General features: G+C 41.0%; 27 protein-coding genes, 1 pseudogene and 1 other annotated feature. Of the genes and pseudogenes, 24 read left to right on the top strand and 4 right to left on the bottom strand.

From position 1 onward, the window contains the following. Nucleotides 1-23: 23 nt before the first annotated feature. Nucleotides 24-1,502 carry an oligosaccharide flippase family protein gene (locus tag ACXYSL_RS01540; RefSeq protein ID WP_458623775.1) on the bottom strand — a complete coding sequence of 493 codons (1,479 nt, stop codon included), beginning with the start codon at nt 1,500-1,502 and terminating at the stop codon, nt 24-26. A 122-nt stretch (nt 1,503-1,624) separates the two neighbouring features. Here ACXYSL_RS01540 and mecA point away from each other — a divergent pair, with 122 nt between their 5' ends. From mecA to ACXYSL_RS01475, 13 genes are all read left to right on the top strand, one after another. Beyond that, nucleotides 1,625-2,365 (top strand): adaptor protein MecA, encoded by a 741-nt coding sequence (gene mecA / locus ACXYSL_RS01535; protein WP_000782711.1) that lies wholly within the window; start codon nt 1,625-1,627, stop codon nt 2,363-2,365. Nucleotides 2,366-2,512: 147 nt separating this feature from the next. Then, complete coding sequence (locus tag ACXYSL_RS01530) at nt 2,513-3,799, top strand: homoserine dehydrogenase (RefSeq protein ID WP_000216368.1); 1,287 nt, start codon at nt 2,513-2,515, stop codon at nt 3,797-3,799. Between the two features lies 1 nt (nt 3,800). Then, entirely contained in the window at nt 3,801-4,670 is an 870-nt protein-coding gene (gene thrB / locus ACXYSL_RS01525; RefSeq protein WP_458623774.1) for a homoserine kinase, read from the top strand. Nucleotides 4,671-4,928: 258 nt separating this feature from the next. Then, entirely contained in the window at nt 4,929-5,867 is a 939-nt protein-coding gene (msrB, locus tag ACXYSL_RS01520; RefSeq protein WP_458623773.1) for a peptide-methionine (R)-S-oxide reductase MsrB, read from the top strand. Nucleotides 5,868-5,926: 59 nt separating this feature from the next. Further along, the gene (locus ACXYSL_RS01515; protein WP_458623772.1) at nt 5,927-7,651 is read left to right on the top strand and encodes an ABC transporter ATP-binding protein; all 1,725 of its coding nucleotides are present in this window, start codon (nt 5,927-5,929) and stop codon (nt 7,649-7,651) included. A gap of 1 nt (nt 7,652) precedes the next feature. Next, nucleotides 7,653-9,401 carry an ABC transporter ATP-binding protein gene (locus tag ACXYSL_RS01510; RefSeq protein ID WP_458623771.1) on the top strand — a complete coding sequence of 583 codons (1,749 nt, stop codon included), beginning with the start codon at nt 7,653-7,655 and terminating at the stop codon, nt 9,399-9,401. Between the two features lie 104 nt (nt 9,402-9,505). Then, complete coding sequence (locus ACXYSL_RS01505) at nt 9,506-10,765, top strand: TRZ/ATZ family protein (protein WP_458623770.1); 1,260 nt, start codon at nt 9,506-9,508, stop codon at nt 10,763-10,765. A gap of 62 nt (nt 10,766-10,827) precedes the next feature. Then, nucleotides 10,828-10,963 (top strand) — a sequence feature (ribosomal protein L10 leader region). Nucleotides 10,964-11,001: 38 nt separating this feature from the next. Next, a complete protein-coding gene (rplJ, locus tag ACXYSL_RS01500; protein WP_458623769.1) occupies nt 11,002-11,502 on the top strand; it encodes a 50S ribosomal protein L10 in 501 nt (166 codons plus the stop codon). A 75-nt stretch (nt 11,503-11,577) separates the two neighbouring features. After that, nucleotides 11,578-11,946: a 50S ribosomal protein L7/L12 gene (gene rplL, locus ACXYSL_RS01495; RefSeq protein WP_458623768.1), complete on the top strand. Its 369-nt coding sequence runs from the start codon at nt 11,578-11,580 to the stop codon at nt 11,944-11,946. Between the two features lie 410 nt (nt 11,947-12,356). Further along, complete coding sequence (locus tag ACXYSL_RS01490) at nt 12,357-13,259, top strand: DUF2268 domain-containing protein (RefSeq protein ID WP_007522243.1); 903 nt, start codon at nt 12,357-12,359, stop codon at nt 13,257-13,259. Between the two features lie 62 nt (nt 13,260-13,321). Further along, nucleotides 13,322-13,690 (top strand): EXLDI protein, encoded by a 369-nt coding sequence (locus ACXYSL_RS01485; RefSeq protein WP_045617978.1) that lies wholly within the window; start codon nt 13,322-13,324, stop codon nt 13,688-13,690. 212 nt (nt 13,691-13,902) lie between these two features. Next, the gene (locus tag ACXYSL_RS01480) at nt 13,903-14,907 is read left to right on the top strand and encodes an NADP-dependent oxidoreductase (protein ID WP_458623767.1); all 1,005 of its coding nucleotides are present in this window, start codon (nt 13,903-13,905) and stop codon (nt 14,905-14,907) included. A gap of 16 nt (nt 14,908-14,923) precedes the next feature. Next, nucleotides 14,924-15,568, top strand: a complete 645-nt coding sequence (locus ACXYSL_RS01475; RefSeq protein WP_045617353.1) for a TetR/AcrR family transcriptional regulator — start codon at nt 14,924-14,926, stop codon at nt 15,566-15,568. Nucleotides 15,569-15,664: 96 nt separating this feature from the next. Here the strand turns inward: ACXYSL_RS01475 and gdhA are convergent, their stop codons facing one another. Continuing rightward, on the bottom strand, nt 15,665-17,011 hold the full coding sequence (gdhA, locus tag ACXYSL_RS01470; RefSeq protein WP_061588269.1) for an NADP-specific glutamate dehydrogenase: 1,347 nt from the start codon (nt 17,009-17,011) through the stop codon (nt 15,665-15,667). 204 nt (nt 17,012-17,215) lie between these two features. Between gdhA and ACXYSL_RS01465 the strand changes: the two genes are divergently transcribed. The 7 genes from ACXYSL_RS01465 to ACXYSL_RS01435 all read left to right on the top strand — a co-directional run bounded on the left by ACXYSL_RS01465 (nt 17,216) and on the right by ACXYSL_RS01435 (nt 23,712). After that, entirely contained in the window at nt 17,216-18,151 is a 936-nt protein-coding gene (locus ACXYSL_RS01465) for a dihydroorotate oxidase (protein WP_084920627.1), read from the top strand. A gap of 32 nt (nt 18,152-18,183) precedes the next feature. Continuing rightward, complete coding sequence (holA, locus tag ACXYSL_RS01460) at nt 18,184-19,218, top strand: DNA polymerase III subunit delta (RefSeq protein ID WP_458623766.1); 1,035 nt, start codon at nt 18,184-18,186, stop codon at nt 19,216-19,218. Between the two features lie 72 nt (nt 19,219-19,290). Beyond that, nucleotides 19,291-19,896, top strand: a complete 606-nt coding sequence (gene sodA / locus ACXYSL_RS01455; protein ID WP_458623765.1) for a superoxide dismutase SodA — start codon at nt 19,291-19,293, stop codon at nt 19,894-19,896. Between the two features lie 155 nt (nt 19,897-20,051). Continuing rightward, a complete protein-coding gene (locus tag ACXYSL_RS01450) occupies nt 20,052-20,582 on the top strand; it encodes a YutD family protein (protein WP_084975092.1) in 531 nt (176 codons plus the stop codon). 20 nt (nt 20,583-20,602) lie between these two features. Then, entirely contained in the window at nt 20,603-21,688 is a 1,086-nt protein-coding gene (gene rlmN / locus ACXYSL_RS01445) for a 23S rRNA (adenine(2503)-C(2))-methyltransferase RlmN (protein WP_458623764.1), read from the top strand. Between the two features lies 1 nt (nt 21,689). Next, nucleotides 21,690-22,169: a VanZ family protein gene (locus ACXYSL_RS01440; protein ID WP_458623763.1), complete on the top strand. Its 480-nt coding sequence runs from the start codon at nt 21,690-21,692 to the stop codon at nt 22,167-22,169. 1 nt (nt 22,170) lies between these two features. Continuing rightward, the gene (locus tag ACXYSL_RS01435; RefSeq protein ID WP_200371236.1) at nt 22,171-23,712 is read left to right on the top strand and encodes an ABC-F family ATP-binding cassette domain-containing protein; all 1,542 of its coding nucleotides are present in this window, start codon (nt 22,171-22,173) and stop codon (nt 23,710-23,712) included. Nucleotides 23,713-23,754: 42 nt separating this feature from the next. Here the strand turns inward: ACXYSL_RS01435 and ACXYSL_RS01430 are convergent, their stop codons facing one another. Both ACXYSL_RS01430 and ACXYSL_RS01425 read right to left on the bottom strand, forming a co-directional pair. Then, entirely contained in the window at nt 23,755-23,994 is a 240-nt protein-coding gene (locus ACXYSL_RS01430) for a zinc-ribbon domain-containing protein (RefSeq protein WP_458623762.1), read from the bottom strand. 27 nt (nt 23,995-24,021) lie between these two features. Continuing rightward, complete coding sequence (locus tag ACXYSL_RS01425; RefSeq protein WP_458623761.1) at nt 24,022-24,828, bottom strand: peptidylprolyl isomerase; 807 nt, start codon at nt 24,826-24,828, stop codon at nt 24,022-24,024. A 214-nt stretch (nt 24,829-25,042) separates the two neighbouring features. Here ACXYSL_RS01425 and rpsP point away from each other — a divergent pair, with 214 nt between their 5' ends. The 4 genes and pseudogenes from rpsP (at nt 25,043) to ACXYSL_RS01405 (ending at nt 26,502) form a co-directional block, all read left to right on the top strand. Further along, the gene (gene rpsP, locus ACXYSL_RS01420) at nt 25,043-25,315 is read left to right on the top strand and encodes a 30S ribosomal protein S16 (RefSeq protein ID WP_000268760.1); all 273 of its coding nucleotides are present in this window, start codon (nt 25,043-25,045) and stop codon (nt 25,313-25,315) included. A 19-nt stretch (nt 25,316-25,334) separates the two neighbouring features. Beyond that, complete coding sequence (gene kphA, locus ACXYSL_RS01415) at nt 25,335-25,574, top strand: RNA-binding protein KphA (RefSeq protein ID WP_000379617.1); 240 nt, start codon at nt 25,335-25,337, stop codon at nt 25,572-25,574. A 42-nt stretch (nt 25,575-25,616) separates the two neighbouring features. Then, nucleotides 25,617-25,961, top strand: a pseudogene (locus tag ACXYSL_RS01410) (MazG nucleotide pyrophosphohydrolase domain-containing protein). Continuing rightward, nucleotides 25,951-26,502, top strand: coding sequence for a hypothetical protein (locus ACXYSL_RS01405; RefSeq protein WP_195216450.1), 552 nt, complete (start codon nt 25,951-25,953; stop codon nt 26,500-26,502). The pseudogene ACXYSL_RS01410 and the gene ACXYSL_RS01405 overlap by 11 nt, the downstream one beginning before the upstream one ends. The last annotated feature ends 45 nt before the right edge of the window (nt 26,503-26,547 follow it).

Raw genomic sequence — 26,547 nt, 5'->3', positions numbered from 1 at the left:
CTAATTTATCAGTAGGGGATTTTTTAATTTCGTTTTAATTTAGCAAGTACAAGGTTCAGTGCATAGTGGAGTGTTTTGTCTTTGGCGATAAAGAGGGCCAAGAGATAATAGATACCACAAGTTGCTACGGTGGAAAGAACCATGAGAATCATATTGAAGTTTACTGTGTAGGAATTGATTTGGAAAATCATTTTGAAAATATAGAAGATTGGGATAAAACCAAGGGATATGAGGCTATAACGTGTTAAGGTTATAAAAATTTCTTTTAAACTAATCAGTTGATGTTTCTTGATAAAATGAATTTCAAGTAAAACTACGATAGTTTCTGCGATAATGGTCGTAGCGATGTAATACTCAGGTGCAAAAATATTATTGAAATACAAGATGCTATTTAATAGTATATTGGCGCCACCACCGAGGAAGTAAAAGGCAGTTAAGCGATTTTCATGGTCGTTGATAAAGATAATCTGTTTACCAAGAATCAATTCAATAGCCCAGATGATGGTACGAAAAGCGAAGACGCTGGTTACGATACCTGCTTCAAGATACTTTTCAGAAGAATAAATAACAGTTGCGTACCGTCCTAATATCATAATCCCAATACTAGTTGGAACCATAAGGAAATAGAATAAGGATGCCGCTTGATTCACGAGATAATTGTAGGACTTGTAATCCTTTTTACCGAGATAGTAGCCAAGGCGCGGAATACTTACGTTGATAGCTCCACTCAAGACACTGGCAATCAGCATGACGATACTATAGGCAATTGTATAATAGGAAATATAGTTTTCATCCGGTCCCTTGGTGATAAACATTCTATCTAGCAAGGTATAAAGCATATTAGCGTTTGCTAAGAGAAGCATAGTGAAGAGCGGTTTAGAAGCTTTAGCTAATTCGACGAATCCAATTTTAACAAAAGAAACTTCCTTCTTAATCCAAAGAAAACTGAGCAGGTAGTTGAGGATAGTGGTCGCTGTCATAACGATAGCATAAGGAACGATATCATCTGCCGTTTTAACGAAGGCGAAGATAGCGACTAGCATGGTAATTCGAATAATTAACGTTTTGTAGAGGATGAAGGCATAGTTTTCATAAGCCTCGTTCATCCATTCGATATTGAGAAATTGGAAGAGTGCTTGGGCCCCTAGGATGTAGTAGAGGACTTTCAGATTCTCAATGCTGGTGTCAAAGAAGATAATGAGGAAGTAGATACCAGTGGTCAGGAGAGAGGTAAAAACCGAGATATAAAACAACTTAGAAAAGACGTAGTTGATTTTATTCTTGTCATCCTTGACCTTACTGATAGCTCGAATCCCGTAGTTGTATATCCCAAAGGCAGCTAGTGGAATAACAAAGCTAGCCCAGGTATTGGCCGTATTGAAATAACCGTAGTTGGATTTGCTGAGAATCCGCGTCAGATAAGGGTTGGTTATCAGTGGAAAAACGATATTGAGAACATTGACCAGCAAGCTGGCCAAGGCATTTACTTTTATATTTTTCATTGAACTTTCTTTCTTAAATCTAAAATCATATCTAGTATTATATCATATTCTCGCTTCATTCTTTTGATAAAATCGTAAAAATCTAGTATAATAGATAGACTGAAAGTATGAGGTTACTAGATATGAAGATGAAACAAATTAGTGATACAACACTGAAAATCACGATGACTTTAGATGATTTGATGGATCGGGGAATGGAGATTGCAGACTTTCTCGTTCCTCAGGAAAAAACAGAAGAGTTTTTCTATGCTATTTTAGATGAATTAGAGATGCCCGACAATTTCTTGGATAGTGGCATGCTGAGTTTCCGTGTGACGCCAAAACCAGATAAGGTCGATGTTTTTGTGACCAAGTCCAAGATTGACCAGAATCTGGATTTTGAAGATTTGGCAGATCTACCCGACATGGAAGAATTAGCCCAAATGTCGCCGGATGAATTTCTCAAAACCTTGGAAAAGAGCATTGCAGAAAAGACCAAGGATGATATTGAGGCCATCCAATCTCTAGAGCAGGTCGAAGCAAAGGAAGAAGAGCAAGAGCAGGCAGACAAGGAGACGGAGAATAAGAAAGAACCTTATATCTACTATATCCTGCGCTTTTCAAGCCTTGCTGACTTAGTTGCTTTTGCAAAGACGGTTAACTACCAGATGGAAACATCTGAACTCTATAAGATGAATGGGTACTACTATTTGACAATCTTAGTTGATGTGGAGAATCATCCTAGTCCATATCCAGCCTGGCTCTTGGCTCGTATGCGTGAATTTGCTGACGACAGTGATATCAGTCGTTCAGTTTTGCAAGAGTATGGGCAAATCTTGATCAATCACGATGCAGTTCTTAATCTGCAAAAGATTCGTTCATAATTTTTAAAATCAATTTTCATTTATTAAGAAAGACGAATCATGGGATTCGTTTTTTCTTTACTAGACTGAGATAGTGATTTACTATAATAGGAATTTTCACAAAATTCTGTTATAATGGCTATATCAGAAAATTTCTAGGAGACAAACATGACAGTTAAAATTGCTTTACTTGGATTTGGTACCGTTGCAAGTGGTGTGCCATTCCTCCTAAAGGAAAATGGAGAAAAAATCGTTCAGTCAGCTCATTCAGAGATTGAAGTGGCTAAGGTATTGGTCAAGGATGAAGATGAAAAGAATCGCTTGCTTGCTGCAGGGAATGACTTTAACTTTGTAACCAATGTAGATGATATTTTATCAGATCAAGACATTACGATTGTAGTAGAATTGATGGGACGTATCGAGCCTGCTAAGACCTTTATCACTCGTGCCTTGGAAGCTGGGAAACACGTTGTTACTGCTAATAAGGATCTTTTGGCTGTCCATGGCGCAGAATTGCTAGAAATCGCTAAAGATCATAATGTAGCACTTTACTACGAAGCAGCAGTAGCTGGTGGGATTCCAATTCTTCGTACCTTAGCAAATTCATTGGCTTCTGATAAAATCACGCGCGTTCTTGGTGTCGTTAACGGAACTTCTAACTTTATGATGACCAAGATGGTCGAAGAAGGCTGGTCTTATGAAGATGCTCTGGCTGAAGCTCAAAGACTTGGATTTGCTGAAAGTGATCCTACAAATGACGTTGATGGGATTGATGCAGCCTACAAGATGGTCATTTTAAGTCAATTTGCCTTTGGGATGAAGGTTGCCTTTGCCGATGTAGCCCACAAGGGAATCCGCAACATCACACCAGAAGATGTAGCTATGGCTCAAGAGCTTGGCTATGTTGTGAAATTGGTTGGTTCTATCGAAGAAACTCCTTCAGGTATTGCCGCAGAAGTTACCCCAACCTTCCTACCTAAAGCACACCCACTTGCTAGTGTGAATGGTGTCATGAACGCCGTCTTTGTAGAGTCTATCGGTATCGGTGAATCTATGTACTACGGACCAGGTGCTGGTCAAAAACCAACTGCAACAAGTGTTGTAGCAGATATTGTCCGTATCGTTCGTCGCTTAAATGATGGTACCATTGGTAAAGACTTCAACGAATATAGCCGTGAACTGGTCTTGGCTAATCCTGAGGATGTCAAAGCCAATTATTACTTCTCAATCTTGGCTCCAGACTCAAAAGGTCAGGTCTTGAAACTTGCTGAAATCTTTAATGCTCAAGATATTTCCTTCAAGCAAATCCTCCAAGATGGCAAAAAGGGTGACAAAGCGCGTGTGGTCATCATTACACATAAGATCAATAAAGCGCAGCTTGAAAAGGTTTCAGCTGACTTGACCAAGGTATCAGAGTTTGACCTCTTGAATACCTTCAAGGTGCTAGGAGAATAAGATGAAGATTATTGTACCTGCAACCAGTGCCAATATCGGGCCAGGTTTTGATTCGGTCGGTGTAGCTGTAACCAAGTATCTTCAAATTGAGGTTTGTGAAGAACGGGATGAGTGGTTGATTGAACACCAGATTGGCAAATGGATTCCCCATGACGAGCGTAATCTCTTGCTCAAGATTGCCTTGCAAATTGCACCTGACTTGAAACCAAGACGCTTGAAAATGACCAGTGATGTTCCCTTGGCGCGTGGTTTGGGTTCTTCTAGCTCTGTTATCGTTGCTGGGATTGAACTGGCCAACCAGCTGGGCAATCTCAACTTATCTAACCACGATAAATTGCAACTGGCGACCAAGATTGAAGGGCATCCTGACAATGTGGCTCCGGCTATCTATGGAAATCTCGTTGTTGCGAGTTCTGTTGAAGGGCACGTTTCAGTGATCGTGGCAGACTTCCCCGAGTGTGATTTTCTAGCTTATATTCCCAACTATGAATTGCGTACTCGAGACAGCCGTGGTGTTTTGCCTAAAAAGTTATCCTACAAGGAAGCTGTTGCAGCTAGTTCGATTGCCAATGTGGCTGTTGCGGCCTTGTTGGCAGGAGATATGGTGACAGCTGGACAAGCAATCGAAGGGGACCTCTTCCATGAGCGTTATCGTCAAAGTCTGGTCCGTGAATTTGCGACGATTAAGCAAGTATCTAAAGAGAATGGTGCCTATGCGACCTACCTCTCTGGTGCCGGGCCGACAGTTATGGTCTTAGCTTCTCATGACAAGATGCCAACGATCAAGGCAGAATTGCAAAAGCAACCTTTCAAAGGGAAATTGCATGACCTAAAAGTTGATACCCAAGGTGTCCGTGTCGAAGCAAAATAAAGAATAGAAGACAGGATGGGGAAACTCTCGACCAGAGGGCTTCCTATCCTTTTTTTGAAAAGAAGTTTATACTCAATGAAAATCAAAGAGCAAACTAGGAAGCTAGCCGCAGGTTGCTCAAAACAGTGTTTTGAGGTTGTGGATAGAACTGACGAAGTCAGCTCAAAATACTGTTTTGAGGTTGCAGATGTAAGCTGACGTGGTTTGAAGAGATTTTCGAAGAGTATTAGTTAAAAACTTGATAAAGGAGAAATAAAGATGGCAGAAATTTATCTAGCGGGTGGTTGTTTTTGGGGCCTAGAGGAATATTTTTCCCGCATTTCTGGAGTGCTAGCTACCAGTGTCGGCTACGCTAATGGCCAAGTTGAAACGACCAATTACCAGTTACTCAAGGAAACAGACCATGCAGAAACTGTTCAAGTGATTTACGATGAGAAAACAGTGTCACTTCGAGAAATTTTGCTCTATTATTTCCGTGTCATCGATCCCTTATCTATCAACCAGCAGGGGAATGACCGTGGTCGCCAATATCGTACTGGTATTTATTACCAAGATGAAGTAGATCTGCCAGCTATCTATACAGTGGTGCGGGAGCAGGAGCGTATGTTGGGTCGAAAGATTGCAGTAGAAGTGGAGAAACTTCGCCACTATATTCTGGCTGAAGACTATCATCAAGACTATCTCAAGAAAAATCCTTCCGGTTACTGTCATATCGATGTGACAGATGCTGAGAAGCCATTGATTGACGCCTCAAATTATGAAAAGCCTAGTCAAGAAGTGTTAAGGGAAAGTTTGTCGGAAGAGTCCTTCCGTGTCACCCAAGAAGCTGCAACAGAGGCTCCCTTTAGCAATGCCTATAACCAAACCTTTGAAGAAGGGATTTATGTAGACATCACGACGAGTGAGCCTCTCTTTTTCGCCAAGGATAAGTTTGCTTCAGGATGTGGTTGGCCAAGTTTTAGTCGTCCGATTTCCAAGGAATTGATTCATTACTACAAGGACTTGAGCCATGGGATGGAGCGAATCGAGGTTCGTTCTCGGTCAGGAAATGCTCACTTGGGTCATGTTTTCACAGATGGTCCTCAGGAATTAGGTGGCCTCCGTTACTGTATCAATTCTGCATCCTTGCGCTTTGTAGCCAAGGATGAGATGGAAAAAGCAGGATATGGCTATCTATTACCTTACTTAAACAAATAAAACTGAGAGGGTGGGGCTTCCCACTTTCTTCATTTCCAGAATAAGAATAGAAGGGATTTATGAAACACTTACTATCTTACTTCAAACCCTACATCAAAGAGTCGATTCTAGCACCCCTGTTCAAGCTGCTAGAAGCTGTTTTTGAACTCTTGGTTCCCATGGTGATTGCTGGGATTGTTGACCAATCCTTGCCTCAGAGAGATCAAGGACACCTTTGGATGCAGATTGGCCTACTCCTTATCTTTGCAGTGATTGGCGTTTTAGTAGCCTTGATTGCTCAATTTTATTCAGCAAAGGCAGCGGTAGGTTTTGCCAAGGAATTGACTAACGACCTCTATCGTCATATTCTTTCTTTACCAAAGGAAAGCAGAGACCGTTTGACAACTTCTAGCTTGGTCACTCGCTTGACCTCGGATACCTACCAGATTCAGACTGGTATTAATCAGTTTCTGCGTCTCTTTTTGAGAGCGCCTATTATCGTTTTTGGGGCAATCTTTATGGCCTATCGCATCTCAGCTGAGCTGACTTTCTGGTTTTTGGTCATGGTTGGTTTTTTGACAATCGTTATTGTTGGGCTCTCTCGTCTGGTCAATCCTCTCTACAGTGGTCTCAGAAAGAAAACGGACCAACTGGTTCAGGAAACGCGCCAGCAATTACAAGGGATGCGGGTGATTCGTGCTTTTGGGCAAGAAAAACGAGAGTTACAGATTTTTCAAACCCTTAACCAAATTTATGCTAGATTGCAAGAAAAGACGGGTTTCTGGTCTAGTTTGTTAACACCTCTGACCTATCTGATTGTTAATGGGACCCTCCTCGTCATCATCTGGCAGGGCTATATTTCAATTCAAGGAGGTTTACTCAGTCAAGGTACTCTCATTGCCCTTATCAACTACCTCTTACAGATTTTGGTGGAATTGGTCAAACTAGCTATGCTGATCAATTCTCTCAACCAGTCCTATATCTCAGCTAAGCGAATCGAGGAAGTCTTTGCTGAGGTTCCAGAAGACATCTATTCAGAGTTAGAACAAAAGCAAGCTACCAGTAATCAGGTTTTACAAGTCCAAGAATTGACCTTTACCTATCCTGATGCGGCCCAGCCTTCTCTGAGAGACATTTCCTTTGATATGACTCAAGGACAAATCCTTGGTATCATTGGAGGAACAGGTTCTGGTAAGTCAAGCTTGGTGCAAGTCTTACTTGGACTTTATCCAGCAGATAAGGGAAGCATTGACCTTTATCGAGATGGACGTAGTCCTCTTAATTTGGAACAGTGGCGGTCTTGGATTGCCTATGTGCCTCAAAAAGTCGAACTTTTTAAAGGAACTATTCGTTCCAACTTGACTCTAGGTTTCAATCGAGAAGTATCTGACCAAGAACTCTGGCAGGCCTTGGAGATTGCGCAAGCAAAGGATTTTGTCAGTGAAAAGGAAGGATTCTTAGACGCCCTAGTTGGGGCAGGAGGTCGAAATTTCTCAGGCGGGCAAAAACAAAGGTTGTCTATCGCCCGAGCAGTCTTGCGCCGAGCACCTTTTCTCATCCTAGATGATGCAACCTCGGCCCTCGACACCATTACCGAGTCTAAGCTCTTGAAAGCTATCCGAGAAAATCTGCCAAATACAAGTTTAATCTTGATCTCTCAACGAACTTCGACTTTACAGATGGCTGACCAGATTCTCCTCTTGGAAAAAGGCGAGCTCCTAGCTATCGGCAAGCACGAGGACTTGATAAAGTCCAGTCAAGTCTATCGTGAAATCAATGCTTCCCAACATGGAAAGGAGGACTAGCATGAAACGACAAACTGCAAACCAGACGCTCACACGTTTGGCTAAAGACCTTGCAAGTCACCCTTTCCTCCTTTTCCTAGCCTTCCTAGGAACTATTGCCCAAGTTGCTTTATCAATCTACCTACCTATCTTGATTGGGCAGGTTATTGACCAGGTCCTAGTAGCTGATTCTTCGCTAGTTTTTTGGCAGATTTTCATTCAGATGATATTGGTGGTCATAGGAAATACTCTGGTTCAATGGGCCAATCCTCTCCTCTATAATCGCCTAATCTTTTCTTATACCAAAGACTTGCGAGAGCGAATCATCCATAAACTCCATCGTTTACCGAATGCCTTTGTAGATAGACAAGGTAGTGGGGAGATGGTTAGTCGTGTAACCACGGATATCGAACAGTTGGCAGCTGGCTTGACCATGATTTTTAACCAATTTTTCATTGGTGTCTTGATGATTTTGGTTAGTATTCTAGCCATGCTCCAAATTCATCTCCTCATGACCCTCTTGGTCTTGCTGTTGACGCCCCTATCCATGGTGATTTCACGCTTTATTGCCAAGAGATCCTATCATCTCTTCCAAAAGCAAACGGAGACAAGAGGGATTCAGACCCAGTTGATTGAAGAATCGCTTAGCCAACAGACTATTATCCAGTCCTTTAATTCTCAAGGAGAGTTTATCCAAAGATTGCATGAGGCTAATGATAACTACGCAGACTATTCTCAGTCAGCCATCTTTTATTCATCAACGGTTAATCCTTCAACTCGCTTTGTTAATGCACTCATCTATGCCCTTCTTGCTGGAGTGGGAGCCTATCGTATCATGATGGGTTCAACCTTGACCATTGGGCGTTTAGTGACTTTTTTGAACTATGTTCAGCAGTACACTAAGCCCTTTAACGATATTTCTTCTGTTCTAGCCGAATTGCAAAGTGCTCTCGCTTGCGCAGAGCGTGTCTATGCTGTCTTAGAGAGCCCTGAGGTGGTTGAAACAGGTAAGGAAGTATTGACCAGCGACCAAGTGAAGGGGGCTATTTCCTTTAAACATGTCTCTTTTGGCTATCATCCTGAGAAGGTTTTGATTAAGGATTTATCCATTGACATTCCTGCTGGTAGCAAGGTGGCCATCGTTGGTCCGACAGGTGCTGGCAAATCAACCCTCATCAATCTCCTCATGCGTTTTTATCCCATTAAATCGGGAGATGTCTTGCTAGATGGTCGTTCCATTTATGATTATACCCGAGCATCATTGAGACAACAAATTGGCATGGTGCTACAGGAAATTTGGCTCAAGCAAGGGACCATTCATGACAATATTGCCTTTGGCAATCCTGAAGCCAGTCGGGAGCAGGTGATTGCTGCTGCCAAAGCAGCCAATGCAGACTTCTTTATCCAACAACTGCCGAAGGGCTATGATACCAAACTGGAAAATGCGGGTGAATCTCTCTCTGTCGGTCAGGCTCAGCTCTTGACTATTGCCCGTGTCTTTCTAGCCATTCCAAAGATTCTTATCTTAGACGAGGCGACTTCCTCCATCGATACGCGGACAGAGGTGCTGGTACAGGATGCCTTTGCCAAACTCATGAAGGGACGAACAAGTTTTATCATTGCCCACCGCTTGTCTACTATTCAGGATGCGGATCTGATTCTAGTCTTGGTGGATGGTGACATCGTGGAGCATGGTAACCATCAGGATCTCATGGCTAGAAAGGGCAAGTATTACCAAATGCAAAAGGCTGCGGCTTTTAGCTCTGAATAAGCCATCCCTGTCCATTTAAAGTCTTAATGACACTAAAAGTTGCCTTCGGGTGACTTTTTTGTTACAATAGCTAGAAAAAATCAGGGTCTTAGAAGGAGAAAACAATGAAAGTCTATCAGCATGTAAATACCGTGACTTGTGACCAAGATTTCCATGTTTATTTGGATGGTATCTTAGCCGTTAAGGACTCTCAAATCGTCTATGTCGGCCAAGAGGAGCCAGAGATTTTAGAGAAAGCTGAGCAGATTATAGACTATCAGGGAGCCTGGATCATGCCGGGATTGGTCAATTGCCATACCCACTCTGCTATGACGGGCTTGCGAGGAATCCGGGATGACAGCAATCTCCATGAATGGCTCAATGACTATATCTGGCCAGCAGAAGCAGGTTTTACTCCCGACATGACTACCAAGGCGGTCAAAGAAGCTCTGACAGAAATGCTCCAGTCAGGGACAACAAGCTTCAACGATATGTATAATCCCAATGGTGTGGATATCCAGCAAATTTATCAGGCAGTCAAGGCTTCAAAGATGCGTTGTTATTTCTCACCGACCCTCTTTTCTTCAGAGACAGAAACAACTGCTGAGACCATAAGCAGAACACGAACTATTATAGAGGAAATTTTAGGATATGAAAATCCAAATTTCAAGGTTATGGTAGCTCCACATTCTCCGTATAGCTGTAGTAGAGACTTGCTGGAAGCGAGCTTAGATATGGCAAAAGAGCTGGACATTCCTATCCATATCCATGTGGCGGAGACCAAGGAGGAATCAGGAATTATCCTCAAACGCTATGGCAAACGTCCCCTTGCCTTTCTAGAAGAACTAGGTTACTTAGATCATCCGTCTGTCTTTGCTCATGGGGTCGAACTAAACGATCGAGAAATTAAGCGCTTGGCATCCTCTCAAGTGGCTATTGCCCACAACCCTATCAGCAATCTCAAACTGGCCTCAGGGATTGCTCCAATCATCCAACTGCAAAAAGCAGGAGTAGCAGTCGGAATTGCGACTGACTCGGTTGCTTCCAATAACAATCTAGATATGTTTGAGGAGGGACGGACTGCAGCCCTTCTTCAAAAGATGAAAAGTGGAGATGCCAGCCAATTTCCCATCGAGACAGCCCTCAAAGCTCTGACGATAGAAGGTGCTAAGGTTCTTGGAATGGAAGAACAGATAGGAAGTCTGGAAGTTGGCAAGCAAGCAGATTTTCTCGTCATCCAACCTCAAGGAAAAATCCATCTCCAACCTCAGGAAAATATGCTCTCTCACCTCGTATACGCAGTCAAATCCAGTGATGTTGACGATGTCTATATTGCAGGAGAACAAGTTGTCAAGCAAGGCAAAGTTTTGACGGTAGAGATTTAAAAAAATTTCAAAAAAGTTTGCAAAAATCTTGCATTCTTTTTTTGTCTATGCTATACTTATATACGGTTTGAAAAAAACTGCCTAAGACAGTAGGGGAGCTCGACTCATAAAGATCCTACCGAGGACAAAACGTATCATGTAAAAAGAAGCGTATTGTACTTTCGTGTCTAGGTTTGGGCGCGTTTTTCTTTTGAAAAAATTCCCCAAGCAAAATAATTACGGAGGTGAACACACTAATGAGTGAAGCAATTATTGCTAAAAAAGCGGAACTAGTTGACGTAGTAGCTGAAAAAATGAAAGCTGCTGCATCTATTGTCGTTGTAGACGCTCGTGGTTTGACAGTTGATCAAGATACAGTTCTTCGTCGTGAGCTTCGTGGAAGCGAAGTTGAGTATAAAGTCATTAAAAACTCAATCTTGCGTCGTGCAGCTGAAAAAGCTGGTCTTGAAGACCTTGCATCTGTTTTTGTTGGACCATCTGCAGTAGCGTTTTCTAACGAAGATGTTATCGCACCAGCGAAAATCTTGAACGACTTTGCTAAAAACGCTGACGCACTTGAAATCAAAGGTGGTGCAATCGAAGGCGCTGTCGCATCTAAAGAAGAAATCGTTGCTCTTGCAACTCTTCCAAACCGCGAAGGACTTCTTTCTATGCTCCTTTCTGTACTTCAAGCGCCAGTGCGCAACGTTGCTCTTGCAGTCAAAGCGGTTGCAGACAACAAAGAAGACGCAGCTTAATCTTAAGCTACGCAGCGTAGCATAGCTACGAAAAAAACTATTATATAATTAAAAACTTATTTGGAGGAAATAACAATGGCATTGAACATTGAAAACATTATTGCTGAAATTAAAGAAGCTTCAATCCTTGAATTGAACGACCTTGTAAAAGCTATCGAAGAAGAATTTGGTGTAACTGCAGCTGCTCCTGTAGCTGTAGCTGCAGCTGGTGCTGCTGACGCTGGTGCTGCTAAAGATTCATTTGACGTTGAATTGACAGCTGCTGGTGACAAAAAAGTTGGCGTTATCAAAGCTGTACGTGAAATCACTGGTCTTGGACTTAAAGAAGCTAAAGAACTTGTTGATGGTGCACCAGCTCTCGTTAAAGAAGGCGTTCCAACTGCAGAAGCTGAAGAAATCAAAGCTAAATTGGAAGAAGCTGGAGCTTCAGTTACTCTTAAATAATAGAGCAACTACTTTAGTAGCTTAAAAATATGATTAAACCGCTATTCTTAGGAGTAGCGGTTTTTCTTTTTGTTCGCGAGGGGGCAAAAAAGGGGCAAACTATTATATAGTTTATCTAGGAGACAAACAACTTTTGAATAATAGGCTTTCCATAAAAAATGATCCAAGTTTTTACTCTTCAGGATTTATTTTCTTTCTAGTATCATCATTCCTATTAACAGTAGAAAAGTAAGTTTTTAATTTGTTTATACTCCGGATATTATAATCTCAGTATTAAAGCACTTTATTGAAGGTAATTCTCGAACGGTTTGAGGTAATTTCAATAAAATTTTAAAAGATATTTAAATTTAGTCTTGACCCTGACCTTGGGTAAGGGATTATACTAATAGTAGATAAGAAAGGAGATTACTATGAAAATCAATATGATTCGTTCAGATAAAGTTTATCAAGAGATGTTAGAGCTACCCTTAGAAAAGAGAGAAGGTTGTTTTCGAGCCAAAATATTAGCACCTTTTGCAACAAAATATCAAACGCAACACATTCCTCTGAAAGCGAAGTATCCTGGAGGATTTGATGCCTTGTTCCTGCTTGGCTTTATGAATCAGTTGCCCGCAACTCTCTCAGAAAAGGATAGACCAGCTATCGACGCTCTGAGCTCTGATCAACTCTGGCAGGACTGCCAGGAAACAATCAAGAGGAGTATCGGTCTTTTTAAGCAAGCTGGCTATGATTTAGAGGTTGAGGATTACCATTTTACTATTTTATTGGGCAACCCTGAAAAGGCCATGTTACAGCTCAATAAGGGTTATAGCGGAGATGGTGGAATTCCAGGTTACCTCATGCTTAGTCTGCTACCGAATGACTATACTTTGCCACGTGTGCAAGCGGCACTGGCCCACGAGTGCAATCATAATGTCCGCTTCCAATTTATCAAATGGAACCAGCAGACGACATTAGCAGACTGGGTAGTCAGTGAAGGCTTGGCAGAGTCTTTTGCAGCTGAGCTCTATGGCAAAGATCTCATTGGGCCTTGGGTTACTTCAATCAGTCCAGAGCAGTTAGAAGAGATTAAGCCCATCATCTCAAGTCGGCTTCAGCTAACAGGGATGGCGGAAATGGCTCCTTATCTTTACGGTGATGAAATAGCTGAGATACAGGGTCAGATACCAGTCGGTATGCCCTATGCTGCAGGCTATGCCTATGGCTATCATCTGATACAAGCTTATCTGAAAAAGACTGGTAAGAGCATTATTGAGGCTACAGTAACACCGACAGAAGAGATTTTAGCAGCGACAAAAGACTTTTGGAAATGACACTTTTGCTTGCAAATCTGCCAAAACTTGATATAATGAAAGTAGTTTTTGGAGGTGGCTATATGCACTATAAAAGAGTTGAATTAAAAGTCACAAATCAAGGTATCCATGAGTGCAAGATTTTTCAAGGTGTTAAGATTTTTAGTCGCAGTAAATTGTCCAAAGATCAGAAAAGCATTCTGACGCAGAAGATTTACCTGACACCGAAGCAAAATATTGTTTACTATCAACGAACAGATATCAATTATGACCAGAATTGGCAACATCATAAGGACTATTACGAATTAGTTTATGGTCAGTTGGACAGAGAGATTGTCTTTAAGGTTTGTCAAGATTTTGACGAACTAAGTCCTTTTCTGGAAAATGAGCTGCTTGAGAAGCTAAAAGAAAAGCAGTCAACAGGCAAATTTTTTGAAAAGTTAGATATATAAAAATCCGGCTGCTTTTATAAGCAGTCGGATTTCTTTGAGTTATAGTTTGATAATCTTTCATGATAAAAATAGATCTATTTTTATCATGAACAGCTCACTTAGTTAGAAGTTTTGGAAACAGTATAGTTGAAATCTATGAAGAATAAGTGTATAATCAAGAAAAATGATTGAGTGCTCACTCAATTTTGTAGATGTGTAAAGGAGTTCATACAATGGTTGTTCAAGCAATACAATATAGTCGTTTCGGTGATGAAGAAGTGTTAGATTTAGTGAACATTAAATCTGACGCTTTGAAAGTGAATCAAGTTAGGATAGAAGTTCATGCTGTTGGTTTAAATCCTATTGATTATAAGACTTTTGAAGGTGCAAAGCCACTCCGATTTCTATCTTTTATGACAAAACTAAGGAAGCCAAGTCGTTGGTTTGAGTCAAAATCATCTCTTTTTCCAAGAGGTGTTGGTCGGGATTTTGCTGGAGTTATCATAGAAATTGGTGAAAGAGTAAATAGATTTGCAGTAGGGGATAAGGTTTTTGGAACAATGATCAGTGACCCTGGATTGGGAACCAAGAGGGGAGCTTTGGCAACAGAAATTTGTGTCAATGAATCGGAAATCGTATCGAAACCAGATATGATTGATATGAACCATGCAGCTACTATGGGTGTAGCCTCTCTAACAGTGGGAGGTGCTTTTAGAAAGATTGAGCTAAACTCTAAAGATATTGTAGTGATTTCAGCAGCGGCAGGTGGTATTGGAAGTATTGCAGTACAGTATGCAGTTGCTAAGGGTGCAACAGTTATCGGAATTGCAAATAAGAAGAATTCAGATTATCTGAAGTCTTTAGGTGCTATACCGGTAGCCTACGAAGAGAACATCCAGAATGCTCTTCTATCAGCAAGTGCAAAGCCAATTACAAAATTCTTGGATTGCTATGGAAGTGATTATGTTAAATTGGCTTTCAGTTTGGGATTGAAGGGCACGGCTATTGGAACGCTAGTACCTTCACCATATGTTATTATAAGAGGAGCTCAGTTCACGGGTCCGAGACATTCCACATATGATGATTTTAGAGTTCTAGCGGAAATGGTCTCAGATGGGAAGGTTCGGCTGAATATTGATCAGGTTTATGATTTTTCTCTAAAGTCTGTTAGAGAGGCATATCGTAGTCTGAAGTCGGGACACACTCGAGGTAAGAAGGTTGTAAAAGTAAGAGAGTAGCAGATAGGTGTCAGCAATGGATAGTTTAGAACAAAAGTATGCTCAGACATTAGAAAATAGCAACTTGAGTTTAAAACAACGTCAAGTATTATTATCAAGTCTAAAGCTATTTTCAGAAATTGGCTTTGAAAATACAACAGCCAGCCTTATTGCTAAGGAGGCTGGAGTTTCAGAAGGGACCGTTTTTAGTTACTTTAAGACCAAGGAAGGCATCTTAGAGGCTATTCTGTCAACTTTTCTCGAACAGGTTATTCCAGATGTAATTGCTGATTTTTCTGAGAAGAAATTTACAGCAAACCAAGAGTCTTTTCCACTATTTTTAAGAAGTATTGTTCGAGATAGACTAGTTTTCATTCAGGAGAATCAAATGCAAGTTAAAATTCTCTTGAGTCGTTCTTTTATTGATAAAACTATTTCTGACCAGTTAGGGAATGTTATTGTTCGCTCTATCATTAAGCCAATTAGTCCAGTTCTGAATCAGTTTAAAGAAAATGGTGTTATCCGAGATTGGTCAAATGAAAGAATCGTTCGTTATATTCTAGCTTTGAGTCTTTCTTATGCTCTTCCAATGATGTTGAATGATAATGAGGACCTAGACATAGATGAAGCAGTAAATGAAATAGTTGAATGCCTGTCTTTTGCCTTAGTAGAGGTAAAATAAATCTTGATTTTAAGTTTACTATTTTAAATGGTGAGCTTTTTTGAAGCCAACATAAAAATCCCCAATCATAACGATTGAGGATTGAGCAAATGAATTTTAAACAATACCTTGTGCAATCATAGCGTTTGCTACGTTTTCGAAGGCAGCGATATTTGCTCCTGCAAGGTAGTCAGTACCAAGACCGTATGTTTCAGAAGTTGTTTTAGCTGTGTTGAAGATGTTGGTCATGATGTCTTTGAGGCGTCCATCAACTTCTTCACGTGTCCATGAGAGGCGAAGGCTGTTTTGGCTCATTTCAAGCGCTGATACAGCTACACCACCAGCGTTAGCAGCTTTGGCAGGTCCGTAAAGGATTCCGTTTTCTTTGTAGACTTTAATCGCATCAAGGTCACTAGGCATGTTAGCACCTTCAGATACACAGATAACGCCTTGAGCAACCAAACGTTTAGCTGCGTCACCATTGATTTCGTTTTGAGTCGCACATGGAAGAGCGATGTCGTAGTTACCAGCGTAAGTCCATACAGAACCTTCATGGTAAGTAGCAGTGGCTTTTTCAGCAGCGTACTCAGTCAAACGTGCACGACGGTTATTCTTCACATCTGCTAGAAGATCGAAGTCGATACCATTTTCATCGATGACATAACCATTTGAGTCAGATACAGAGATAACAGTTGCACCAAGTTCAGTCGCTTTTTGAAGAGCGTATTGAGCCACGTTACCAGAACCTGAAATTACCACTTTCTTACCAGCAAAACTGTTACCATTAGCTTTGAGCATTTCTTCAGTGTAGTAAACCAAACCATAACCAGTTGCTTCTGGACGAATCAAGCTACCACCAAATCCAAGAGGTTTACCAGTCAAGACACCCGCATCAAATTGGTTAAGACGTTTGTACTGTCCGTAAAGGTAACCAATTTCACGTCCACCAACACCGATATCACCAGCAGGTACGTCAAGAGATGGTCCGATGTATTTTTGTAATTCTGTCATAAAGCTTTGGCAGAAGCGCATCACTTCAGCATCAGTCTTCCCTTTAGGATCGAAGTCTGATCCACCTTTACCTCCACCTATTGGAAGTCCAGTCAAAACGTTTTTAAAGATTTGTTCGAAGCCGAGGAATTTCAAAATCCCTTGGTTTACAGTTGGGTGGAAACGAAGTCCACCTTTATATGGTCCAACAGCTGAGTTGAATTGAACACGGTAACCACGGTTCACTTGGACTTTTCCATCACGGTCAACCCAAGGAACTCGGAAAGAAATTACGCGCTCAGGCTCAGTGATACGTGCCAAGATGTTTTCTTCGATATACTCGGGATGTTTTTCAAATACAGGTTCCAAAGTGCTGAAGAATTCTTCAACCGCCTGGAGAAATTCAGCCTCATGCCCATTACGAGCTTTCACAGTTGCAAACACGCTTTGGATATAGTCTTTAGCAGATGTCATATCGTTCTCCTTTTGTTGTTATATTTTATTACATGAGCCATTATAGCAGAATTTTTTTTGAGTGTAAAGAAAAAAACAGAAATTTTCTAAAAATTCTTTCAATTTACAAAACCAAACATTTTATATAGAAATTAGTTTCTCAAAGAGAAAATCTTAAAGTATGGTATAATATTAGAAATAAAAGGAATCTGGAGGATCAGAATCATGGTATCAACGAAAACACAAATAGCTGGCTTTGAGTTTGACAATTGCTTGATGAATGCGGCGGGTGTTGCTTGTATGACGATAGAAGAGCTTGAAGGGGTCAAAAACTCAGCGGCGGGTACTTTTGTCACGAAGACAGCGACCTTGGACTTTCGTCAGGGCAATCCTGAGCCACGCTACCAGGATGTTCCACTTGGTTCTATCAACTCCATGGGCTTACCAAATAATGGCTTAGACTATTATCTGGACTATCTTTTGGACTTGCAGGAAAAAGAGCCAAACCGAACTTTCTTTCTATCTTTAGTTGGCATGTCTCCAGAAGAAACACATGCCATCTTGAAAAAAGTTCAAGAGAGTGAATTCAAAGGACTGACAGAGCTCAATCTCTCTTGTCCAAATGTTCCAGGAAAACCTCAAATTGCCTATGATTTTGAGACAACAGACCGGATTTTGTCAGAGGTATTTGCCTACTTTACAAAACCTCTTGGGATCAAATTGCCACCATATTTTGATATTGTTCACTTTGATCAAGCGGCAGCTATTTTCAACAAATATCCGCTCAAGTTTGTCAACTGTGTGAACTCTATCGGAAACGGTCTTTATATAGAAGATGAATCGGTTGTCATTCGTCCTAAAAATGGTTTCGGTGGCATTGGTGGAGAGTATATCAAGCCAACCGCTCTAGCGAATGTCCATGCCTTCTACCAACGTCTCAATCCGCAAATCCAAATCATCGGAACGGGTGGCGTTCTAACGGGTCGTGATGCCTTTGAACATATCCTCTGTGGTGCTAGCATGGTGCAAGTAGGAACTACCCTTCACAAGGAAGGCGTCGGTGCTTTTGAGCGCATTACCAAGGAACTCAAAGCAATCATGGTGGAAAAAGGGTACGAGAGCCTAGAAGATTTCCGTGGGAAATTGCGCTATATTGATTAAAGTTAGAAAAAAATCAGAAGAAAGGAGAGAAGATGCTTGCCATTGAAGACAGTCAGAAGTTGACTTTATCAAGTCTATCTAGCTTGAACTTATTTACAGGGACAGACCTGGGCCAGTTTGAAGTGATGAAGAGTCAAGTGCTGAAGCAGATTGGTTATGATCCAGCTGATCTCAACTTTGCATACTTTGATATGAAAGAAGTGGTCTACAAGGATGTGGAACTGGAGTTGGTCAGCCTTCCCTTCTTTGCGGATGAGAAAATCGTGATATTAGACCATTTTGTCGATATCACAACAACCAAGAAACGTTTTTTAACAGATGATGAGCTCAAGTCATTTGAGGCATACCTTGATAACCCTTCGCCAACAACCAAGTTATTGATATTTGCGGAAGGAAAGCTAGATAGTAAAAGACGGCTGGTCAAATTGCTCAAACGAGATGCGACTGTCTTTGATGCTATTGAACCCAAGGAACAAGAACTCCGCCAGTATTTCCAAAAATGGAGCCAAAAACAAGGTTTGCAGTTTGTGGGGCAATCCTTTGAAAATCTACTCATCAAGTCTGGTTTTCAATTTAGTGAAATCCAGAAAAATCTCCTTTTTTTGCAGTCTTATAAGTCCGACGGAGTGATTGAGGAGAAGGATATTGTCGAGGCTATTCCCAAGACCCTGCAGGACAACATTTTTGATTTGACTCAGCTTATTTTAGATAAAAAGATTGATCAGGCCCGTGACTTGGTTAGAGATTTGACCTTGCAAGGGGAGGACGAAATCAAGCTCATAGCGGTCATGTTAGGACAGTTTCGAACTTTTACCCAGGTGAAAATTTTATCAGAGACTGGTCAGACGGAATCACAGATTGCAAGCAGTCTGGGAACTTACTTGGGACGCAATCCTAATCCTTATCAAATCAAGTTCGCATTCAGAGATTCGAGAGGGATTTCCTTGGCTTTTCTCAAGCGAGCGATTTCTTATTTGATTGAAACAGACTACCAGATTAAGACAGGGGTCTATGAAAAAGGCTACCTTTTTGAGAGAGCGCTGTTACAGATATCTAGCCAAGCGTAATGAGCAAAAAACTTGAAAAAAGAGGATGATTGCGTTATCATCTTCATATAGAAAGAAAAAGAGGTATTACAGATGGCTATTATCTTACCAGACCTTCCATACGCATATGACGCCTTGGAACCATATATCGATGCAGAAACAATGCACTTGCACCATGACAAGCACCATCAAACCTACGTCAACAATGCGAATACTGCTCTTGAAAAACACCCTGAAATCGGTGAAGACCTTGAAGCCTTGCTTGCTGATGTAGACTCTATCCCAGCTGATATCCGTCAGGCGCTTATCAACAATGGTGGTGGACACTTGAACCACGCTCTTTTCTGGGAATTGATGACTCCTGAAAAAACAGCTCCTTCAGTAGAACTTGCAGCAGCAATCGATGCAACATTTGGTTCATTTGAAGAGTTCCAAGCAGCCTTTACAGCAGCAGCTACAACTCGCTTTGGTTCTGGCTGGGCATGGTTGGTTGTCAACAAAGAAGGGAAGCTTGAAGTGACTTCTACAGCCAACCAAGACACACCAATCTCAGAAGGTAAAAAACCAATCTTGGGCTTGGACGTTTGGGAACATGCTTACTATGTCAAATACCGCAACGTGCGTCCTGACTATATCAAAGCTTTCTTCTCAGTCATTAACTGGAACAAGGTAGATGAGCTTTACGCAGCAGCTAAATAATAAAATATGGAGGGAAGAATTGTTCTTCTCTTTTTAAGGTTATAAAGCAGAAGTCTGACAGAATCGTCAGACTTTTTTCATTTTCAGGATATTCGTGCCAACTGCTAGAAAATATGGTAGAATAGAGTGTTAAGTAATCGTGGAAAAGGAAAACTATGCGTAAAGAAATTGCACCTGAATTATACAACTATAACAAGTTTCCTGGCCCAGAATTTCAGGTAAATGGGGATAAGGTTGAGACTGAAGGGATTGCTTTTACCTTGGTTGAAAATATCAAGGATGCTTTCGATGTGACAGTCTTTAATCAGCGCTTTTCAGAAGTGTTGACCAAGTTTGATTATGTCGTGGGGGACTGGAGCAATGAACAGCTCCGTCTACGTGGCTTTTATAAAGACGACCGAACAGAGGAAAAAAATGAAAAGATCAGCCGGTTACAGGACTATCTTTTAGAGTACTGTAGTTATGGCTGTGCCTATTTTGTCCTTGAAAATCAAGCACCGAAACGGGCTTCATTTGACAAGAAAATGCGTAAAAAAGAGGAGGAGAACCTTCCTAGAAGAGGCAAGAAACCTTCGCAAAACAAGAGAAAACCAAATGCGGATAAGCGAAATAGACGTCGTCATAAGGACCAAAAGTCTCAGAAAGAGGACAAGGGACAGCGCCATTTTGTCATTCGTCAGAAATAGATAGAGAATAAGGAGAAGAGATGAAACCGTCTATTTATAGTTTAACACGTCAAACCATGCAAGAATGGGTATTAGAACAAGGAGAAAAGAAATTCCGTGCAGATCAAATCTGGGAATGGCTCTACCGTAAACGTGTCCAGTCATTTGAAGAAATGACCAATCTTTCCAAGGATTTGATTGCTAAGCTCAATGAGCAGTTTGTCGTAAATCCTTTGAAACAACGAATTGTGCAAGAGTCAGCTGACGGTACCGTTAAGTATCTTTTTGAGTTGCCAGATGGCATGTTGATTGAGACAGTACTGATGCGTCAACACTACGGTTTGTCAGTCTGTGTGACCACTCAGGTCGGTTGTAATATCGGTTGTACCTTCTGTGCCTCTGGTTTGATTAAGAAGCAACGTGACCTTAATAACGGGGAAATTGTAGCGCAGATTATGCTGGTTCAGAAATACTTTGATGAGCGTGGCCAGGACGAACGTGTCAGCCATATCGTTGTCATGGGAATTGGTGAACCGTTTGATAACTACAACAATGTTTTGAATTTTGTCCGTACCATCAATGATGACAAGGGGATGGCTATCGGTGCTCGTCACATCACAGTTTCAACTTCAGGTTTGGCCCATAAAATTCGTGACTTTGCTAATGAAGGCGTACAGGTTAATCTCGCTGTTTCCCTTCACGCACCAAACAATGATCTTCGTTCAAGCATCATGAAAATTAACCGTGCCTTTCCGATTGAAAAACTCTTTGCTGCTATTGAGTACTATATCGAAACAACCAATCGCCGTGTGACCTTTGAATACATCATGCTCAATGAAGTCAACGACGGTGTTGAACAAGCCTTGGAGCTGGCGGAATTGCTCAAAAATATCAAGAAATTGTCTTATGTAAACTTGATTCCCTATAACCCAGTTAGTGAACATGACCAATATAGCCGTAGTCCTAAAGAGCGCGTGATGGCCTTCTACGATACCCTCAAGAAAAAAGGGGTCAACTGTGTTGTTCGTCAAGAACATGGTACAGACATTGATGCAGCTTGTGGACAATTGCGCTCCAATACAATGAAACGTGACCGCCAGAAGGCAGTCGCAGCGGTAAAGCCATAAAATGACTAAAAAAAGAGAATTAATCTTGAGATTGGGAGTGGCTACTTACAGTCTTTGCATTGTCTGTTTTTGTTTTACACCCCAGCCTCAACTTCCTACAGGAGTGGAAACTCCAGGTATTCAAACTTTTGGACGCCTGGTTTTTCTTTTAACTCCCTTAAACTCCCTGTGGAATCTGGGTGAAGTGACTAGTTTGGGACAAGTCATTTGGATCTTTTTGCAGAACCTCTTGAATGTTTTCTTGCTTTTCCCTCTGGTCTTTCAACTGATTTATCTCTGTCCAAACTTGCAGCAAACGAAAAAAATCCTCCTTCTCAGTTTTTTACTGAGTCTGGGAATTGAGTGTACGCAACTGATCTTAGACTTTTTCTTTGATTTTAATCGCGTCTTTGAGATTGATGATTTGTGGACCAACACCTTGGGAGGCTATCTGGCTTGGCTCCTCTATAAAGGATTGCATAAAAACAAGATAAGGAATTAGAATGAGTATTTTAGAAGTTAAAAATCTGAGTCACGGTTTTGGTGACCGTGCAATTTTTGAAGATGTGTCTTTCCGTCTCCTCAAGGGTGAACACATCGGTTTAGTCGGTGCCAATGGTGAGGGAAAATCAACCTTTATGAGCATCGTGACTGGTAAGATGTTGCCAGATGAAGGGAAGGTGGAGTGGTCCAAATATGTGACTGCTGGCTATCTGGACCAGCACGCTGTGCTAAAGGAAGGTCAAACTGTTCGTGATGTGCTCCGTACGGCCTTTGATGAGCTATTTAAAGCAGAAGCACGTATCAATGACCTCTATATGGAGATGGCAGAAGAGGGTGCAGATATCGACGCGCTGATGGAAGAAGTTGGCGAACTCCAAGACCGTTTGGAGAGTCGTGACTTCTATACTTTGGATGCTAAGATTGATGAAGTAGCGCGTGCTCTCGGTGTCATGGACTATGGCATGGATACGGATGTAACAGCATTATCAGGTGGACAAAGAACCAAGGTCCTTTTGGCTAAACTTCTCCTTGAAAAACCAGATATTTTGTTGCTTGACGAGCCAACCAACTACTTGGATGCTGAACACATTGACTGGCTCAAGCGTTATCTCCAAAACTATGAGAATGCCTTTGTTCTTATTTCGCACGATATTCCTTTCCTCAACGACGTGATTAATATCGTCTACCATGTGGAAAATCAACAATTGACTCGCTATTCTGGTGACTACTACCAGTTCCAAGAAGTCTATGCTATGAAGAAATCTCAGCTAGAAGCGGCCTATGAACGTCAACAGAAAGAGATTGCAGACCTCAAGGATTTCGTGGCTCGAAACAAAGCGCGTGTTGCAACGCGTAATATGGCCATGTCCCGTCAAAAGAAACTCGACAAGATGGATATTATCGAACTGCAAAGTGAGAAGCCAAAACCGTCCTTTGATTTCAAACCAGCTCGTACCCCTGGGCGCTTTATCTTCCAAGCCAAGGACTTGCAGATTGGTTATGACCGTCCTCTGACCAAACCTTTAAATCTTACCTTTGAACGCAATCAAAAGGTTGCCATTATTGGGGCAAATGGTATCGGGAAAACAACTCTCTTGAAGTCTCTCTTGGGTATTATTCCACCAATCGCTGGAGAAGTCGAACGCGGTGACTACCTAGAACTTGGTTACTTTGAACAGGAAGTAGAAGGTGGGAATCGCCAAACTCCTCTTGAGGCTGTATGGAATGCCTTTCCTGCACTTAACCAAGCAGAAGTTCGTGCAGCCCTTGCTCGTTGTGGTTTGACGACCAAGCATATCGAAAGTCAGATTCAGGTCTTGTCAGGTGGGGAACAGGCCAAGGTGCGTTTCTGTCTCTTGATGAACCGTGAAAACAACGTTTTAGTGCTGGATGAGCCGACTAATCACTTGGATGTAGATGCTAAGGAAGAACTCAAACGGGCGCTTAAAGAATACAAAGGAAGCATTCTTATGGTTTGTCACGAACCAGACTTTTATGAAGGCTGGATGGACCAAATCTGGGACTTTAACAAGCTAACTTAAAAGCACTAAAAAGGCCAAGTCGAAATGACTTGGCTTTTTTGACTAGTAATTTAAAAAGCTTTCAACTTCAGATTTCTCAATTTCTTTACCGTAGTGGCAAATCGGACAAGAAACGAAGTAACTCTTACCATAAGGGAAAAGTGGAATCCAGTAGAGTGTGAACTTGCGTCCAGTTTCTACAATTTCCCAAGTATCTGTATTGTTGCAGTGACCACATTCGATTGCAGTTTGCGTATGTCCCAAATCTTTCTGATAACCTTTAGAACCCCAAAATAGAATCATATCATCGTCTCCTTATCTGTTGATGGCTTATTTTTTGCTGAAGTCGTAGTCTTTCACCACTTCGATACTATCAATGGTGATAGCAGAAGTCGGTTTATCTTTTTCATCTTTTTCAGCCTTGGCAATCTTATCGACAACATCCATGCCCTCAATCACTTGACCAAAGACAGGATGTTTGCCATCTAGGCTAGGATTTCCGCCCTCTTTATAAGCTTCGATGATTTTCTTTGGATACTTGCTAGTAGGGAGTTTAGCAGAAATATCTGTTGAGTTTTGGTTGATGAAGAACTGGCTACCGTTGGTGTTTGGTTGACCAGTGTTAGCCATAGCAAGGGCTCCTCGGATATTGTATAGGTAAGGAGAGATTTCATTTTTAAAACCAGTTCCCTTGTCCTTCGTTTTATCCTTATCATGCCAGATAGATTGGCCGCCTGTACCATCTCCCTTAGGATCTCCAGTTTGGACCATAAAGCCATCGATGACACGGTGGAAGGTGATGCCGTTATAGTAGCCTTCTTTAGCGTGAGTAAGGAAGTTTTCAACCGCAAGAGGTGCTATTTTTGGAAAGAGTTTGATACGGATATCGCCTTGATTTGTGTGTAAAATGACCTCAGCTTCATCTTCAGCAACTTCCTTAGAAAGTTGAGGGAAGTTAGCATTATCATTGGTCAAAGCGTCATTCAAATCTTTGGCAGCCTGAGCAGCTGCTTTTGAGCTTTCTTCAGCAGAGATACTGGAGTCGACATAGTCATCACCACGCAGACCACGTTGGATACTAGTGCACCCAGCAAGGGCAACAGTTGATAGTAAAAGAAGGGTTGCTAGTTTTTTCATTGTTTTCCTCTCAAAAATTCATTTCTACCATTGTACCCTAAAAGAGAGGTGATTTCAAATGTTAATGATTTTACTAAAAATTTCTAGTAGTAAAAAATTAAAACTCTGTCAAGTTTTTTTCTTGACACCTGTTAAAAATCTGCTATAATAGAACATGTGCTAAATAGCTCAGCTATTTCACCGAAATAAAAAATAAGAAAAGAGACATTAAAAAATGGCAGTTAAAATCCGTTTGACTCGTATGGGTTCTAAGAAAAAACCTTTCTACCGTATCAACGTAGCAGACTCACGTTCACCACGTGATGGACGTTTCATCGAAACAGTTGGTACTTACAACCCACTTGTTGCTGAAAACCAAGTAACTTTGAAAGAAGACCGCGTTCTTGCATGGTTGGCTGATGGAGCTCAACCTTCAGATACAGTTCGCAACATCCTTTCAAAAGAAGGCGTATTGAAAAAATTCCACGATTCTAAATTCTCAAAATAAGTTTAAAGTAGGTTGACAGATGGATACGATTGAAAATCTCATTATTGCGATTGTGAAACCTTTGATTTCACAACCTGATGCCTTAACTATCAAGATTGAAGACACACCAGAGTTTTTGGAGTATCACTTGGATCTTGACCAAAGCGATGTCGGTCGTGTTATCGGTCGTAAGGGTCGCACTATCTCAGCGATAAGAACGATTGTCTACTCTGTCCCAACTGAAGACAAGAAAGTAAGAATCGTTATCGATGAAAAATAAAAAAGCGGGACAGATGTCTCGCTTTTTTGTGAGGAGGAGAAGATGAAGGATTTAACGATAAGACAATTACAAGCCTACTTACTCGAACATTATCAGCAGTCTCGAACTGAGGAAGGCCTCTTTATCAAGTTAGTGGAGGAAGTCGGAGCAGTAGCTGAGGTCTTGAATGGGCGCTCTGGTCGAAAATAGGGCGTTCAGGACTCAAATGAGGAACTAGCCAAAGAACTGGCAGATATCATTCACTACACTGTCGCAATTGCGGCCATCAATCATATTGACCTAACCAAAAGCATCTTTGACAAAGATAAGAAGGCTGCCATTAAGTACCAACATGAACGAGATTTGGAAAGTTTTTTGGAGGGAGATTTGAGAAATATTGGACACTGATTATTTTTTAAAAATAGACTGGGCGATGTATATTGATTGGTTATTACGAATCATACAGATTTCGACTTTTATAGGTGTAATTTTAAAAATTAGTTTCCAGAATAAGGCCTATATTAATAATATCGAAATTCAGGCAATTAAACCAATCGAATTTGATTCCTTACATACGAGATTTCATCATATTTATGAGTTTAAACATAATAAAAATGATAAACATTATAACCATTTGATTTTTTATCCAAAAGAAGTTGATATTGAAATTGTAGAATTTTATTCTTTAATCTATGATTCAAAAAGTAATCGTTTAGTCGTTCAAGATAAAATACATACAGTTAAAAATTTAAAAAATTATACATGCTTATTGATTCATACAAATTTACCTGAGACTATACCTAGTTTAAGAATGAAATGGAAGACAAGTCAAGGTCAAATTGGGGAGTATACATTTTATAGTAATATGTATAACGGGAATATAAATATTTCTTCTTTCAAATATAAATTAACATTAAAGAGGAAACTACTAGCTATTTTGGGGTTATAGCTGATTTTCTTCAACTTGTGAAAATCTTTGGAACGTGATAAAATA

The organism is Streptococcus sp. V913, from assembly GCF_054353455.1.
This window is presented reverse-complemented; position numbering and strand designations above follow the sequence as displayed.